At 67.7% G+C, this 15,248-nt stretch carries 13 protein-coding genes, 1 rRNA gene and 1 riboswitch; of the genes, 12 read left to right on the top strand and 2 right to left on the bottom strand.

What is annotated here, in order from left to right:
- The 11 genes from rrf to ACIBK4_RS26640 all read left to right on the top strand — a co-directional run.
- A 5S ribosomal RNA gene (rrf, locus tag ACIBK4_RS26690) occupies window positions 1-95 on the top strand; the annotation flags it as partial.
- 110 nt (window positions 96-205) lie between these two features.
- A complete protein-coding gene (locus ACIBK4_RS26685; protein ID WP_398998245.1) occupies window positions 206-814 on the top strand; it encodes a CDP-alcohol phosphatidyltransferase family protein in 609 nt (202 codons plus the stop codon).
- 114 nt (window positions 815-928) lie between these two features.
- Window positions 929-3,424, top strand: a complete 2,496-nt coding sequence (locus tag ACIBK4_RS26680) for a mannose-1-phosphate guanyltransferase (protein WP_366435400.1) — start codon at window positions 929-931, stop codon at window positions 3,422-3,424.
- A 167-nt stretch (window positions 3,425-3,591) separates the two neighbouring features.
- Window positions 3,592-4,428: a DUF881 domain-containing protein gene (locus ACIBK4_RS26675; RefSeq protein WP_398998242.1), complete on the top strand. Its 837-nt coding sequence runs from the start codon at window positions 3,592-3,594 to the stop codon at window positions 4,426-4,428.
- Entirely contained in the window at window positions 4,425-4,757 is a 333-nt protein-coding gene (locus ACIBK4_RS26670; RefSeq protein WP_019059351.1) for a small basic family protein, read from the top strand. The genes ACIBK4_RS26675 and ACIBK4_RS26670 overlap by 4 nt, the downstream gene beginning before the upstream one ends.
- Before the next feature lie 5 nt (window positions 4,758-4,762).
- Window positions 4,763-5,599 (top strand): DUF881 domain-containing protein, encoded by an 837-nt coding sequence (locus ACIBK4_RS26665; protein ID WP_398998240.1) that lies wholly within the window; start codon window positions 4,763-4,765, stop codon window positions 5,597-5,599.
- A gap of 61 nt (window positions 5,600-5,660) precedes the next feature.
- A complete protein-coding gene (locus ACIBK4_RS26660) occupies window positions 5,661-6,542 on the top strand; it encodes an FHA domain-containing protein (protein ID WP_327405539.1) in 882 nt (293 codons plus the stop codon).
- 43 nt (window positions 6,543-6,585) lie between these two features.
- Window positions 6,586-7,323 (top strand): MerR family transcriptional regulator, encoded by a 738-nt coding sequence (locus ACIBK4_RS26655; protein WP_398998236.1) that lies wholly within the window; start codon window positions 6,586-6,588, stop codon window positions 7,321-7,323.
- 85 nt (window positions 7,324-7,408) lie between these two features.
- Complete coding sequence (locus ACIBK4_RS26650) at window positions 7,409-7,882, top strand: bifunctional nuclease family protein (protein WP_006123076.1); 474 nt, start codon at window positions 7,409-7,411, stop codon at window positions 7,880-7,882.
- A gap of 215 nt (window positions 7,883-8,097) precedes the next feature.
- The gene (locus ACIBK4_RS26645) at window positions 8,098-8,742 is read left to right on the top strand and encodes a MerR family transcriptional regulator (RefSeq protein WP_398998234.1); all 645 of its coding nucleotides are present in this window, start codon (window positions 8,098-8,100) and stop codon (window positions 8,740-8,742) included.
- A 57-nt stretch (window positions 8,743-8,799) separates the two neighbouring features.
- Entirely contained in the window at window positions 8,800-10,473 is a 1,674-nt protein-coding gene (locus tag ACIBK4_RS26640) for a DNA polymerase IV (RefSeq protein WP_398998232.1), read from the top strand.
- Here ACIBK4_RS26640 and ACIBK4_RS26635 read toward each other — a convergent pair.
- The gene (locus ACIBK4_RS26635; protein WP_366435406.1) at window positions 10,395-10,766 is read right to left on the bottom strand and encodes a PRC-barrel domain-containing protein; all 372 of its coding nucleotides are present in this window, start codon (window positions 10,764-10,766) and stop codon (window positions 10,395-10,397) included. The two genes, ACIBK4_RS26640 and ACIBK4_RS26635, sit on opposite strands and share 79 nt — an antisense overlap.
- A gap of 114 nt (window positions 10,767-10,880) precedes the next feature.
- Window positions 10,881-10,976: riboswitch (glycine riboswitch) on the top strand.
- A 181-nt stretch (window positions 10,977-11,157) separates the two neighbouring features.
- Here ACIBK4_RS26635 and gcvP point away from each other — a divergent pair.
- On the top strand, window positions 11,158-14,043 hold the full coding sequence (gcvP, locus tag ACIBK4_RS26630) for an aminomethyl-transferring glycine dehydrogenase (RefSeq protein WP_398998229.1): 2,886 nt from the start codon (window positions 11,158-11,160) through the stop codon (window positions 14,041-14,043).
- Window positions 14,044-14,153: 110 nt separating this feature from the next.
- Here the strand turns inward: gcvP and ACIBK4_RS26625 are convergent, their stop codons facing one another.
- On the bottom strand, window positions 14,154-15,233 hold the full coding sequence (locus tag ACIBK4_RS26625; RefSeq protein WP_398998227.1) for an ABC transporter ATP-binding protein: 1,080 nt from the start codon (window positions 15,231-15,233) through the stop codon (window positions 14,154-14,156).
- Window positions 15,234-15,248 lie beyond the last annotated feature (15 nt).

The raw sequence follows: 15,248 nt of genomic DNA, 5'->3' as shown, positions 1-15,248 counted from the left end.
AAACGCCCGGTTACATTCCGAACCCGGAAGCTAAGCCTTACAGCGCCGATGGTACTGCAGGGGGGACCCTGTGGGAGAGTAGGACGCCGCCGAACTCCTTTTAGAGCTCTGGCTCTTGGGCATGCAGCCCAAGAGCCAGAGCTTTTTTGCGTTGGGGTAAGGTCAGGGAGAATCGTTGACTCGTTTTCCCACAGGAGGCCCCCGGGTGGAGGTCCAGGAGACCCGCGTCCAGACAGACCGGGTGCTCACCATCCCGAACATCCTCAGCATGGCGCGCCTCGTCGGCGTACCCATCTTCCTGTGGTTGATCCTCAGGCCCGAGTTCGGAGGCCCCAAGAGCGACGGCTGGGCGCTTCTGGTGCTGATGCTGAGCGGGATCAGCGACTACCTGGACGGCAAGCTCGCGCGGCGCTGGAACCAGATCAGCAGTCTTGGCCGGCTTCTGGATCCCGCCGCGGACCGGCTCTACATTCTCTCGACTCTCGTCGGACTCACGTGGCGCGAGATTCTGCCAATCTGGTTGACCGCCGTACTGCTGGCGCGTGAACTGGTCCTGCTGGTGGTGGTGGGCATCCTCAGGCGGCACGGCTATCCGCCGCTGCAGGTGAACTTCTTGGGCAAGGCAGCTACGTTCAACCTGATGTACGCGTTCCCGTTGTTGCTGCTCAGTGACGGAAGCGGTTGGCTTCCGTCACTCGCAGCGATTTTCGGATGGGCGTTCGCAGGATGGGGTACAACGCTCTATTGGTGGGCAGGAGTCCTCTACGTGGTACAAGTCCGCCGCCTACTGCGTGCGGACGCCATGGCCGACTGACCTTGCCGATTGGGCGGTAACAGTCGCTCGATGGCCCGTTGCGCAAAAGTGCGGGACAATCTGGACTGGTGAAGTCGGCTAGACCGTCGTCTCGCAGAGGAGGACGCTTCCGACATGAAGGCCGTCGTGATGGCCGGAGGCGAAGGCACACGCCTTCGCCCCATGACCTCAAGCATGCCCAAGCCACTGTTGCCCGTGGTCAATCGACCGATCATGGAGCACGTGCTCAGGCTGCTCAAAAGGCATGGGCTCAATGAGACCGTAGTCACCGTCCAGTTCCTGGCCTCGCTGGTCAAGAACTACTTCGGTGACGGCGAAGAGCTCGGCATGGAGCTCTCGTATGCCAATGAGGAGAAGCCACTCGGTACCGCCGGAAGCGTCAAGAACGCCGAAGAGGCGTTGAAGGACGATGCCTTCCTCGTCATCTCCGGTGATGCCCTGACCGACTTCGACCTCACCGAACTGATCAATTTCCACAAGGAAAAGGGCGCGCTGGTCACGGTCTGTCTGACCCGGGTGCCCAATCCGCTGGAATTCGGCATCACCATCGTCGACGAAGAGGGAAAGGTCGAGCGTTTCCTTGAGAAGCCGACCTGGGGTCAGGTCTTCTCGGACACCGTGAACACGGGCATCTACGTCATGGAGCCCGAAGTCTTCGACTATGTCGAGGCCGACGTTCCGGTCGACTGGTCCGGCGATGTCTTCCCGCAGCTGATGAAGGAAGGCAAGCCGGTCTACGGCTTTATCGCCGAGGGCTATTGGGAAGACGTCGGCACCCACGAAAGCTATGTGAAGGCGCAGGCCGATGTCCTTGAGGGCAAGGTCGACGTCGAGATCGACGGCTTCGAGCTGTCGCCGGGCGTGTGGGTGGCCGAGGGTGCCGAGGTGCACCCCGACGCGGTTCTCCGCGGGCCGCTGTACATCGGTGACTACGCCAAGGTTGAGGCCGGCGCCGAAATCCGTGAGTACACCGTCATCGGTTCGAACGTTGTCGTGAAGGCCGGGGCTTTTCTGGACAGGTCCGTCGTACACGACAACGTGTACGTGGGTCAGCACAGCAACCTCCGTGGCTGTGTCGTCGGCAAGAACACCGACATCATGCGCGCGGCCCGGATCGAGGACGGCGCGGTCATCGGTGACGAGTGCCTGATCGGTGAAGAATCGATCGTGCAGGGCAATGTGCGGGTCTACCCGTTCAAGACGATCGAAGCCGGTGCCTTCGTCAACACGTCGGTCATCTGGGAGAACAGAGGGCAGGCGCATCTCTTCGGCGCACGCGGTGTCTCCGGAATCCTGAACGTGGAGATCACCCCGGAGCTCGTCGTCCGTCTCGCCGGCGCCTACGCCACGACCCTCAAGAAGGGGTCCACGGTCACGACGGCCCGCGACCACTCCCGAGGCGCCCGTGCGCTCAAGCGGGCGGTGATCTCCGCCTTGCAGACGAGCGCCATCGACGTACGGGACCTGGAGAACGTACCGCTGCCCGTGGCCCGGCAGCAGACCGCGCGGGGCAGTGCCGGCGGGATCATGATCCGGACCACACCCGGTGTGCCGGACTCCGTCGACATCATGTTCTTCGACAGCCAGGGCGCCGACCTCTCGCAGGGGAGTCAGCGCAAGCTGGACCGGGTGTTCGCGCGGCAGGAGTACCGGCGTGCGTTCCCCGGTGAGATCGGGGATCTGCACTTCCCGGCCAGCGTCTTCGACTCGTACACCGGGTCGCTGCTGCGGAATGTCGACACGACCGGGATCGCCGAATCCGGCCTGAAGGTCGTGGTGGACGCGTCGAACGGCAGTGCCGGGCTTGTACTGCCCAGCCTGCTCGGCAAGCTCGGTGTGGACTCGCTGACGATCAATCCCGGGCTCGACGAGTCCAGGCCGACGGAGACCGCGGACACACGGCGGTCGGGGCTGGTGCGGCTCGGCGAGATCGTGGCCTCCGCGCGGGCCGCGTTCGGGGTGCGGTTCGACCCGGTCGGTGAGCGGCTCTCGCTCGTCGACGAGAAGGGGCGGATCGTCGAGGACGACCGGGCCCTGCTCGTGATGCTCGACCTGGTGGCCGCCGAGCGGCGCAGCGGGCGGGTGGCGCTCCCCGTGACCACCACGAGGATCGCCGAGCAAGTGGCGGCGTATCACGGGACACAGGTCGAGTGGACGACGACCTCGCCGGACGACCTGACCAGGGTCGGGCGCGACGAGACGACCATCTTCGGCGGGGACGGCAAGGCCGGGTTCATCATCCCGGAGTTCAGCAGTGTCTTCGACGGCGCGGCAGCCTTCGTACGACTCATCGGGCTGGTGGCGCGGACGCAGTTGACGCTGAGCCAGATCGACGCCCGGATTCCGCGGGCGCATGTCCTCAAGCGGGACCTGGCTACTCCCTGGGCCGTCAAGGGACTTGTGATGCGGCGGGTCGTCGAGGCGGCCGGCGATCGCTTTGTCGATACGACGGACGGAGTGCGAGTCGTCGAGACCGACGGGCGCTGGGTGATGGTGCTGCCCGACGTCGCCGAGGCGGTCACGCATCTGTGGGCCGAAGGGCCCGACGACGCCTCCGCACAGGCCCTGTTGGACGAGTGGTCGGCGGTCGTGGACAGCGCCGGTCGGTAAAACACCACGCACGCGCGCGTGCCGGACATGCGTCCCCAAGGGGGCCTGTCCGGCACGCCGGTGGGGCCATTCGGAGGTACAGGCCACCACGTGCGACGATGTGCGGCATGCCGCAGCAGCCCCCCGTTCGGAGCACACCCACGCGCCCTGCGCGCCCGGACGCTTCCATGTCGCTGCTCACCAATGTCATGGACCACAGCCTCGACGACGGCTACGCCGAGGCCGCCGCCCGGAAGAAGGCCGCGGGCGAGAGTGGCCTACCGAAGACCCTCCGGGCGAAGCTCGGGCTCGCCGCCGGCCTGGTACTGGCGGCGCTCGTCGTGACCGTAGGAGCGGCACAGGCGCGTGTGGCCGCCCCCGTGGTGGCCAAGGAGCGCCAGGAGTTGATCGACCGTATCGACAAGGAGACCACGTCGGCGGACAAGCTGGAGGGCTCCGTCGACACGCTCCGGGACGACGTGAGCGCGCGGCAGCGGGCGGCGCTCAAGACGAGCGGCGGCAGCGGGCAGGCCGACCTGGTGAGCATGTTGTCCGGTGCCACCGCGGTGCACGGCCCCGGTGTGAAGCTCGTCGTCGACGACGCGAAGGAAGCCAGCAGCGGCGGGGGCGACAACCCGCGTGAGACCGCTGACTTTTCGGACACCGGGCGGGTCCGCGACCGCGACATGCAGCGTGTCGTCAACGGACTGTGGGCGGCGGGCGCTGAGGCCGTCTCCATCAACGGGCAGCGGCTGACGGCACTGTCCGCGATCAGGGCCGCGGGTGACGCGATACTGGTCGACAACAAGCCACTGGTACCGCCTTATACGGTGCTCGCGGTGGGGGACGGCCAACGGCTCAGCACCAGGTTCCAGAACGCTGCCGACGGGCTCTATCTGCACGCCCTGGAAGACAACTACGGCATCAGGGCGACCATCGCCGTGGAGAGCGATCTCCGGCTGCCCGCCGCGCCGAGTGTGATCGTACGTACAGCACAGCCGAGAACTGAGAAGGGCACATCGTGATCGCCGTACTGGGCCTCATCGTGGGAGTGGTGGCCGGAATCCTGGTCCGGCCTGAGGTGCCGGTGGTCGTGGAGCCCTATCTGCCGATCGCCGTGGTCGCGGCGCTCGACGCGGTCTTCGGCGGTCTGCGGGCGATGCTCGACGGCATCTTCGACGACAAGGTCTTCGTGGTGTCGTTCCTGTCGAACGTGGTCGTGGCCGCGCTGATCGTGTTCCTGGGCGACAAGTTGGGCGTCGGCGCCCAACTGTCCACGGGTGTCGTGGTCGTCCTCGGTATCCGTATCTTCTCCAACGCCGCGGCCATTCGCCGGCACGTCTTCCGGGCGTGAGGTCGATGAGCAACGAGGACGAGCGGCCGGAACACCGGCTGCGCAGGGAACTGCCCGAAGAGGTAACGGCGTCTGCTTCTTCGGAAGCGCCGGTTCCGGAGGAGCGGGCCGCGTCCACCGTGACCGGTCGGCAGCGGCTGGTGCAGGGGCTGTGGCCGCCGCGCGTGAGCCGGGCCCAACTCATCGTCGCTGTGCTGCTGTTCGGGCTCGGGTTCGGGCTGGCCGTACAGGTCGCCTCGAACAGCAACAGTGACAGCGCGCTGCGTGGGGCACGGCAGGAAGATCTTGTGCGCATTCTCGATGAACTGGACGACCGTACTCAGCGTCTTGAAGACGAGAAGCAGGGTCTGCAGAAACAGCGCGACGAGCTGGAGAACAGCTCCGACCAGGCCGAGGAGGCCCGCAAGCAGACGGCCGAGAAGGAGAAGCAACTCGGCATTCTGGCGGGCACCGTGGCCGCGCAGGGACCCGGCATCACGATGACCATCGACGACACGAAGGGAACGGTCGAGGCGGACATGCTGCTCGACGCGGTCCAGGAGTTGCGCGCGGCCGGCGCGGAGGCGATCCAGGTGAACGACGTACGGGTCGTGGCCAACACGTATCTGACGGACTCCGGCAAGAGCGTGAGCGTCGACGGGAACAAGATCAACGCCCCCTATCGTTTCAAGGTCATCGGCAAGCCGCAGGATCTCGAACCGGCGCTCAACATCCCTGGAGGCGTGGTGCAGACTCTTGAGAAGGAGCAGGCCACCGTTACCGTCGGGCGGTCGGCCAAGATCGTCGTGGATGCCTTGCGGGCGGCGAAGCAGCCTGACTACGCTCGGTCGTCCTCCCGGTGAACCCCGGGTGCATGGGGGCCGTTGCGCGAGGGCATGAGGTTGCGGGGGGTCGACGCACCGATTGGGTGGTGCGTGGTGGAAACTGTCTGGTGGATACGGACGTTGTGAGGATGTCCGGGTCAACCGGTGTGTTCAATCAGGGTTCGTCCTGCCCCACGGGCGGGTCTGTTTCGGTCAAGGGGAATCGCCCGTGAAGTTGTTTGCGAAGTTGTTCGGCAAGAGTGCGAAAGAGAGCAGCGACAACCAGACCGCTCGCCACCGCGCACAACCGGACGCAGAAGGCCAGCGCCCGCTGTTCCGCGACCAGGTCGCCGGCCAGGGCGCGCCGTCGGTTGACCCTGCGCAGTCCGGCGACATAGGTTTCGGGCAACCGTCAACCTCAAGTACGGGTGGAGGGTTTTCCCCTATGTCGGCCCTGGTGTGTACGAGGTGCGGTAACCGCAACGCGGAGAACAGCCGCTTCTGTTCCAACTGCGGTGCGCCGCTGCGCCCCGGCGCGACCCCGGAGCGTCCGTCCGAGACGACCTCCACGATCTCCATCTCCGGTCTCGAGGCCTACGACGCCGAAGTGACCGGTCAGACGCAGATGCCCACGCTCTCCCCGGAGGCGCAGGCCGCCGTCGACGCGCTGCCGTTGGGCTCGGCGCTGCTGGTGGTGCGGCGTGGTCCGAACTCGGGCAGCCGCTTCCTGTTGGACGGCGAGCTGACCACGGCCGGTCGTCATCCGCAGAGCGACATCTTCCTGGACGACGTGACGGTCTCGCGCCGCCATGTGGAGTTCCGGCGCTCTCCCGATGGTTCGTTCACGGTCGCCGACGTCGGCAGCCTGAACGGCACGTACGTCAACCGCGAGCGCATCGACTCGGTCTCGCTGGCCAACGGTGACGAGGTACAGATCGGCAAGTACCGGCTGGTGTTCTACGCGAGCCAGCGGGGTTACTGACCCTCCCTCGGACTGGGTCCGGGGGATTCCCCCAGGAAGGTCCATGCTTCAAACACCGAGCGGCGGTGCCGGGCACGGTACCGCCGCCGCGGACAGTGGGTTGATGAGCATCGGCACGGTGCTGACCGTGCTGCGCGACGAGTTCCCCGAAGTCACCATCTCCAAGATCCGTTTCCTGGAGTCGGAGGGCCTCGTCGAGCCACAGCGGACCCCTTCCGGGTACCGCAAGTTCAGCCCTGCCGACGTCGAGCGCCTCGGCCATGTCCTGAGGATGCAGCGGGACCACTATCTGCCGCTCAAGGTGATCCGTGAGCATCTCGACGCCATGGAGCGCGGCGAGGCGGCGCCCCTGCCCACCGTGGGGCGTCAGCGGGACGGCGAGGTCGTCCTGGAGCCCGTGGAGGGGCCCACGGCGGCCCGGATCGGGCGGGCCGAGCTGCTGGCCGCCGTAGGCATCGGTGAGCAGGAGCTCGACGAGTGGGAGTCGTACGGACTCATCGCGCCGCTTCCCGACGGGGTTTACGACGCGGAAGCCGTCACCGTGGCCGGACTTGTCCTCGAACTCGGGCGGTTCGGGATCGAGCCGCGGCATCTGCGCGCCATGAAGGCGGCCGCGGACCGTGAGGCCGGGCTCGTCGACCAGGTGGTGGCCCCGCTCAAGCGCCACCGCAATCCGCAGACCAGGGCCCACGCGGAGGCCCGTACGAAGGAACTGGCGGGGCTCACGGTGAAGCTGCACGCGGCTCTGGTGCAGACCGCGCTCGGCGTGCGCCTGCCCTGAGACGGGCGGTCCCGGGGCTGCCTGATCGGTCACCCGTTCTCGGCCCGACTACCCAAACGTCCCGGGCACGGCCTAGGGTTGCTGTGTGAACGAGCTCGATGTCGTAGGTGTCCGGGTCGAAATGCCCTCCAACCAACCGATCGTGCTCCTGCGTGAAGTGGGAGGCGACCGCTACCTCCCCATCTGGATCGGGCCCGGGGAGGCGACGGCGATCGCCTTCGCGCAGCAGGGCATGGCCCCCGCACGACCGCTGACCCACGACCTGTTCAAGGACGTGCTGGAGGCCGTCGGCCAGGAGCTGACCGAAGTGCGCATCACGGATCTGCGGGAGGGCGTCTTCTACGCGGAGCTGGTCTTCGCCAGCGGCGTCGAGGTGAGCGCCCGGCCGTCCGACGCCATAGCGCTGGCACTGCGCACCGGGACGCCGATCTACGGCAGTGACGGTGTCCTCGACGACGCGGGCATCGCGATCCCCGACGAGCAGGAGGACGAGGTGGAGAAGTTCCGCGAGTTCCTCGACCAGATCTCGCCCGAGGACTTCGGCACCAACAGCCAGTGAGTCGACGGACGGCGAGAAAATGCTGGCATTTGCCACCGGCGAGTGAGAGCGTCCTGCGGCTCTTCACGAGCGCATTCGGCTAGCCTTTCCCCGCGGTGGGGCACGGGAAACCACTCCTGGGGTGATTATCACTCGGCGTGCCGAGTGTGGCGATCGTTGACGCACCCCTGGTGACTGCCTACCGTCGAGAAGGCAGGTCAAGGACGGAGGTCGGCGTGAGAAGCAGCGGCGACGGTACGGCTGGGGGTGCCCCGGAACGCAGTTTCGGGGACAGAGGTCCGTACCCGCTTCACGGCAGTACGGCCGATCGCATTCCGCAGCGGCCGGCGGCAGTGCCGAGCAGCGGAGGGGCGACGTCCATGGCGTCCGAGGAGATCGGCTACCGGGGGCCTACGGCCTGTGCGGCGGCCGGCATCACCTATCGGCAACTGGACTACTGGGCGCGCACCGGGCTCGTCGAGCCCAGCGTGCGGCCCGCACACGGGTCGGGGACACAGCGGCTCTACAGCTTCCGGGACGTGGTCGTCCTGAAGATCGTCAAGCGGTTCCTCGACACGGGGGTGTCGCTGCAGAACATCCGTAGCGCCGTCCTGCACCTGAGGGAGTGCGGTTTCCGCGATCTGGAGCGCATGACGCTGATGAGCGACGGCGCCACGGTCTACGAGTGCACCTCGCCGGACGAGGTCCACGCGCTGCTCCAGGGCGGCCAGGGCGTCTTCGGGATCGCCGTGGGAGTCGTGTGGCGGGACGTGGAGAGCGCCCTGTCGCAGCTGCACGGGGAGCGCATCGACACCGGCGAGACGCTCGTCGGGGTCAACCCCGCCGACGAACTGGCCAGGCGGCGCAACCGGGCCGTCTGAGGCCCTCGTAGGAGCCGTAGCGGGGCATTGTCAGTGGCGTAGGGCAGCATCGGAGATGTGAGAACCGCGCCCACGATCCTGCATCTCGACATGGATGCCTTCTTCGCCTCGGCGGAGCAGGCGTCCAAGCCGAGCCTGCGCGGGAAGGCCGTCGTCGTGGGCGGGCTCGGGCCGCGTGGGGTGGTGGCCACCGCGTCGTACGAGGCGCGGGTCTTCGGGGTGAATTCGGCGATGCCCATGGCCCAGGCGCGCCGGCTCGCTCCGAACGCCGCGTATCTCGTGCCGCGCTTCGGGTTCTACCGGTCGATCAGCGAGCAGGTGATGGGGCTGCTGCGGGCGTTGTCGCCGCTGGTGGAACCGCTCAGCCTGGACGAGGCGTTCGTCGACCTGGAGGCCGGGGGAGCGGCCTGGGACGCCGAGTCCGCGCAGCTGACCGGGGCGCGGCTGCGGGCCGACATACGGGCGGTCACGGGGCTCACGGGGTCGGTGGGTCTCGCCGCCTCCAAGATGATCGCGAAGATCGCCTCCGAGCGCGCCAAACCGGACGGGCTCGTGATGATCGAGCCCGGGACCGAGCGGACACTGCTGGGGCCGTTGTCGGTGCGCACGCTGCCGGGGGTCGGGCCGGCTACGGGTGACCATCTGCGGCGGGCCGGGATCACCACGGTCGACGAGATCGCCGAGGCGGGCGAGGACGAACTCGTACGACTGGTCGGCAAGGCGCACGGGCACGCCCTGTACGCGATGGCACTGGCGCACGACGAGCGGCCCGTGGTCGCCGAGCGGGAGACCAAGTCGGTGTCGGTCGAGGACACGTACGACGTGGACATCCACGACCGGATCCGGGTGGGGCTGGAGGTGCAGCGGCTGGCCGACCGGTGTGTACGGCGGCTGCGCGCTGCCGGGCTGTCGGGGCGGACCATCGTGCTGAAGGTGCGGCGGTACGACTTCTCGACGCTGACCCGGTCCGAGACGCTGCGTGGGCCCACGGACGATCCGGGGGTGGTGCGGGAGGCGGCGGCACGGTTGCTGGACTCCGTGGACACGACGGGTGGCGTACGGCTGCTCGGGGTGGGGGTCTCGGGGCTGGCCGACTACACACAGGAGGATCTGTTCGCGCAGGCCGCGGGAGAGCCCGTCCTTCTTGACGAGGAGCACACGGAGGAGGAGCCGGGTGAGGAGCCGGCGGCGCCCGTGGAGCGGCGCTGGCCCGCGGGGCACGATGTGCGTCATGCCGGGTTCGGGCATGGGTGGGTGCAGGGGAGCGGGCTGGGGCGGGTCACCGTCCGGTTTGAGACGCCGGAGGACGTCGGGCCGGGGCGGGTGCGGACGTTCCGGACCGACGATCCGGAGTTGGAGCCGGCGGAACCGTTGCCGTTGGTGACACGGGGGGCGGGGGGCTTGCCTGGGGCGCCTGTGCCGTTGGTGGCGCCGGGCTTCGGTGTTCCGTCGGGTGAGTCGCCGGTGTTGGTGGAGTCGAGTCCCGGTGTTCCACAGGCCGAGCCGCCGTCATCCGACGCGTCCCGTAACGGCCTCACGCCTACTGCGCCCACGCCGTTGGTGGCGACTCACCCCGATGCCCCGTCTGCCGCCTACTCGCCGTCGGAGGCTCGAAGACCCGGCGATGACGAGGGCCCCAGTGACGACCCGGATCAGGTGTCGTCCGATCCCGCCAGTTTGCCGAAGTCGTGGTCCGGGAGGGACGGGGGTGGGGCCACGTCGAGGCCGTAGTGGTGGTAGAGCTGGAGTTCCTGGTCGGGGGAGAGGTGGCGGCCCACTCCGAAGTCGGGGGCGTCCTTGATCAGGGAGCGGTCGAAGGGGATGTGCAGGGTGCCTTCGATCAGTTCGCTGGGCTCCAGGGGGACGAAGGCGTCTCTGGAGAACAGGCCGGTGCGTATGGCCGCCCACTCCGGTACGCCGGTCGCGTCGTCGAGGTAGACCTCGTCGATCGTGCCGATCTTGGCGCCGGTGCGGTCGAACGCCTTGCGGCCGATCAGGTTGCGCGGATCGATATCGGTCTGCACGGGCCCTCCTCCTGGTCGCAACTCATCCGTAGACACTACAAAAGAGCACATTCAGGCCGGTGGCCACTCGAAAGCCCGGCTCCAGTGCTCGCTGGTAGGCTGGCCAGCGGCTGCTGACCCCGCGCGGGAGAGTCCTCCAGACTTCATCGGAGGCGCCGAAGGAGCAACTCCTCCCCGGAATCTCTCAGGCTCACGTACCGCACGGACGAGGTCACTCTGGAAAGCAGGGCGGGTACCGACGAAGGCACTCGCTCTCACCGACGGTGAAAACCGGGTTCCTTCGGGATGCCCGGTGAAGCTCTCAGGTTGAGATGACAGAGGGGGAGGCCGTCCGGGCACCCCACAGCCGTGGTGTCCCTCGAAGGTCGTGTCTGACCAGGAGGCCTCCGCAATGACCGCCCCTCGCATTCCGCTCTCCGAGCTCGAACAGGGCATTCCGTTCGAGCAGCGTCACATCGGCCCCGACCAGGAGGCGCGGGCCAAGATGCTCGCGCAGGTCGGCTACGGCTCGCTCGACGAGCTCACGGCCGCCGCCGTCCCGGACGTGATCAAGAACGCCGACTCCCTCGACCTGCCGGGCGCCCGCACCGAGGCCGAGGTGCTGGCCGAACTGCGCTCCCTCGCGGACCGCAACGAGGTCCTCGGTTCCATGATCGGCCTCGGGTACTACGGGACCTTCACCCCGCCCGTCATCCTGCGCAACGTGATGGAGAACCCGGCTTGGTACACGGCCTACACGCCGTATCAGCCGGAGATCTCCCAGGGGCGGCTCGAAGCGCTGCTGAACTTCCAGACCATGGTCGCCGACCTCACCGGGCTGCCCACCTCCGGTGCCTCCCTGCTCGACGAGGGCACGGCCGCCGCGGAGGCCGTGGCGCTGTCGCGGCGTATGGGCAAGAACAAGAAGGGGCTGTTCCTGGTCGACGCGGACGCGCTGCCGCAGACCATCGCCGTGATCGAGACCCGTGCCGAGCCGGCCGGTGTCGAGGTCGTCGTCGCCGACCTCAGCGAGGGTATCCCGGCGGACATCGCCGAGCGCGAGATCAACGGCGTGCTCGTGCAGTACCCGGGTGCCTCCGGCGCCGTACGCGACATCAAGCCGTTGATCGAGCAGGCGCACGGGCTGGGCGCGCTGGTGACCGTCGCCGCCGATCTGCTCGCGCTGACGCTGCTGAAGTCGCCGGGTGAGTTGGGGGCGGACATCGCGGTCGGTACGACGCAGCGGTTCGGGGTGCCGATGGGCTTCGGCGGGCCGCACGCCGGATACATGGCCGTGCACGAGAAGTTCGCGCGCAGCCTGCCGGGGCGGCTCGTGGGCGTGTCCGTGGATGCCGACGGGCACAAGGCCTACCGGCTTGCTCTGCAGACGCGTGAGCAGCACATCCGTCGGGAGAAGGCCACCAGCAACATCTGTACCGCCCAGGTGCTTCTCGCGGTGATGGCCGGGATGTACGCCGTTTATCACGGGCCCGAGGGGCTCAAGGGCATCGCGCGGCGGACGCATCGGTACGCCACGATCCTTGCTGCCGGGCTCGCTGGTGGTGGTGTCGAGGTCGTGCACGGGGGCTACTTCGACACGCTGACTGTGCGGGTTCCGGGACGGGCCGCCGAGGTTGTCGCCGCCGCACGCGAGGACGGGGTCAACCTGCATCTCGTGGATGCCGACCAGGTGTCCATCGCCTGCGACGAGACCACGACCCGTGACCAACTGGCCGCCGTATGGACCGCGTTCGGGGTCGACGGGGACATCGAGGCGCTGGACGTGTCGGCCGAGGACACGTTGCCCGCCGGGTTGCTGCGTAGCGATGCCTTCCTTACGCACCCTGTCTTCCGGGACCACCGTTCCGAGACCGCGATGCTGCGGTATCTGCGGCGGCTCGCCGACCGGGACTACGCGCTCGACCGGGGCATGATTCCGCTGGGTTCCTGCACGATGAAGCTCAACGCGACCACCGAGATGGAGCCGGTGACCTGGCCCGAGTTCGGGCAGTTGCACCCGTTCGCGCCGGCCGAGCAGGCGCAGGGGTACCTCACGCTCATCCGGGAGTTGGAGGAGCGGCTTGCCGAGGTCACCGGGTACGACAAGGTGTCGTTGCAGCCGAATGCGGGTTCGCAGGGCGAGTTGGCCGGGTTGCTTGCTGTTCGTGGGTATCACCGGGCCAATGGGGACGAGCAGCGGACTGTGTGTCTGATTCCGTCGTCCGCGCATGGGACCAACGCCGCGAGCGCTGTGATGGCCGGGATGAAGGTCGTCGTCGTGAAGACCGCCGAGGACGGTGAGATCGACGTCGAGGATCTGCGGGCGAAGATCGAGCAGTACCGTGACGAGTTGTCGGTGCTGATGATCACGTACCCGTCCACGCACGGTGTGTTCGAGGAGCATGTCGCCGACATCTGTGCGCAGGTGCACGAGGCGGGTGGGCAGGTCTACGTCGACGGGGCCAACCTCAACGCCCTTGTGGGGCTTGCGAAGCCGGGGCATTTCGGTGGGGACGTCTCGCATCTGAATCTGCACAAGACGTTCTGCATTCCGCATGGTGGTGGCGGGCCGGGGGTCGGGCCTGTGGGTGTGCGGGCGCATCTGGCGCCGTATCTGCCCAACCATCCGTTGCAGCCTGCGGCTGGGCCGGAGACGGGAGTTGGGCCTATCTCGGCGGCGCCCTGGGGTTCCGCGGGGATTCTGCCGATCTCTTGGGCTTACGTTCGGCTCATGGGTGGGGAGGGGTTGAAGCGGGCTACGCAGGTGGCTGTGCTCAGCGCCAACTACATTGCCAAGCGGCTTGAGCCTCACTACCCCGTGCTCTACACCGGGCCGGGTGGGCTTGTCGCGCACGAGTGCATCATCGATCTGCGGCCGATCAGCAAGGCGACGGGTGTCAGTGTTGACGACATCGCGAAGCGGCTCATCGACTACGGGTTCCATGCGCCGACGATGTCGTTCCCGGTGGCCGGGACGTTGATGATCGAGCCGACGGAGTCCGAGGACCTGATCGAGCTGGATCGGTTCTGCGAGGCGATGATTGCGATTCGGGGGGAGATCGAGAAGGTCGGGGTGGGGGAGTGGCCGAGCGAGGACAACCCGTTGCGGAACGCTCCGCATACGGCGGCTGCGCTTGGTGGGGAGTGGGAGCACGCGTATACGCGTGAGGAGGCGGTGTTCCCGGCGGGGGTTTCCGTTGCCGATAAGTACTGGCCGCCGGTTCGTCGGATTGACCAGGCGTTTGGGGACCGGAATCTGGTGTGTTCTTGCCCGCCGTTGGATGCTTACGAGGACTGAGTGGTCCGCTGGTAGGTCGGACTTTGGGCGCGGGTGCGTTGTGGCTGGTCGCGCCCCGCGGCGGAGCCGCTAATCGATACAGCCCCGCGCCGCTTTGGGGGCGCTCCAGCTCAGGCCGGATAGGCGTGTGTCTGGGTTGCCTTTACCGTTGCCCAGATCAACGCGCCCTGGTGTAGGTCCAGTTCGGCGGCTGCGACTGTCGTTAGGTCGGCGGTCAGGGGGAGTTCGCCGGTTAGGGCTGCGCGGATCTGGTCGCCGTGGGATTCGAGGCCCGCTACCTCGCAGTGCCAGAGGTTGCGGGCGCTGGGGGTGGTGGGGCGGGCGCCGTAGAGAGTTACGGCGCTTGGTGGGAACGCTACGAAGACCTCGCCCTGGAGGTTCTCCGTGGTGGTGATCGTGGGGCCCGTGTCCAGCGTGACCGTGTGGCCGGCTGCTTGGCCCTTGTAGAGGTTGAGGCCTACCAGTTGGGCGATGTAGTCCGTGCGCGGGTGGCGGGCGATGTCGGCGGGGGTGCCCTCCTGGACGATCGTGCCCTGTTCGATCACGACCAGGCGGTCGGCCAGCACCATGGCGTCCAGGGGGTCGTGGGTGACCAGGACCGCCACCGCCTCGAACTCGGCCAGGTGGCGGCGGAGTTGGGCTCTTACGTCCAGGCGGGTGCGGGCGTCCAGGGCTGCCAGGGGTTCGTCGAGGAGGAGTAGGCGCGGGCGGGTTGCCAACGCCCTTGCCACGGCCACGCGTTGGGCCTGGCCGCCGGAGAGTCTGCGGGGTTTGGCGCTCGCGTGCTCGGCGAGGCCCATCCTGTTCAGCCACTCGGCGGCCACCGCGCGGGACTCCGCCTTTGTCGCGCCCTGGCAGCGTGGGCCGAAGGCGACGTTGTCGAGTGCTGTGAGGTGGGGGAACAGCAAGTAGTCCTGGAAGACGACTCCCACCGGGCGGGACTCCGGTGGTGTTCGGTGCAACTCCTCGCCGTCCAGATGTAGATGACCGTCCGTCAAGTTTGCCAGGCCCGCGAGTGCGCGTAGCGCTGTCGTCTTGCCGGCGCCGTTCGGGCCGAGCAGGGCTACTACGTCTCCCGGGGCGGCCGTCAGTTCCACGTCCAGGCGGAACGTGCCGTGGTCCACGACGAGATGGGCGTCGAGGCCCTGGGTGCCGGGGAGTTCGGGGTCGTAGGGCTCGGTGTCGGTCATGACGGGCGCGTCCAG

Origin of the sequence: Streptomyces sp. NPDC050528, from assembly GCF_044457795.1 — a bacterium.
Taxonomy (GTDB): domain Bacteria; phylum Actinomycetota; class Actinomycetes; order Streptomycetales; family Streptomycetaceae; genus Streptomyces.
The sequence above is the reverse complement of the archived record's forward strand: the minus strand, read 5'-3'. Positions and strand labels throughout refer to the sequence as shown.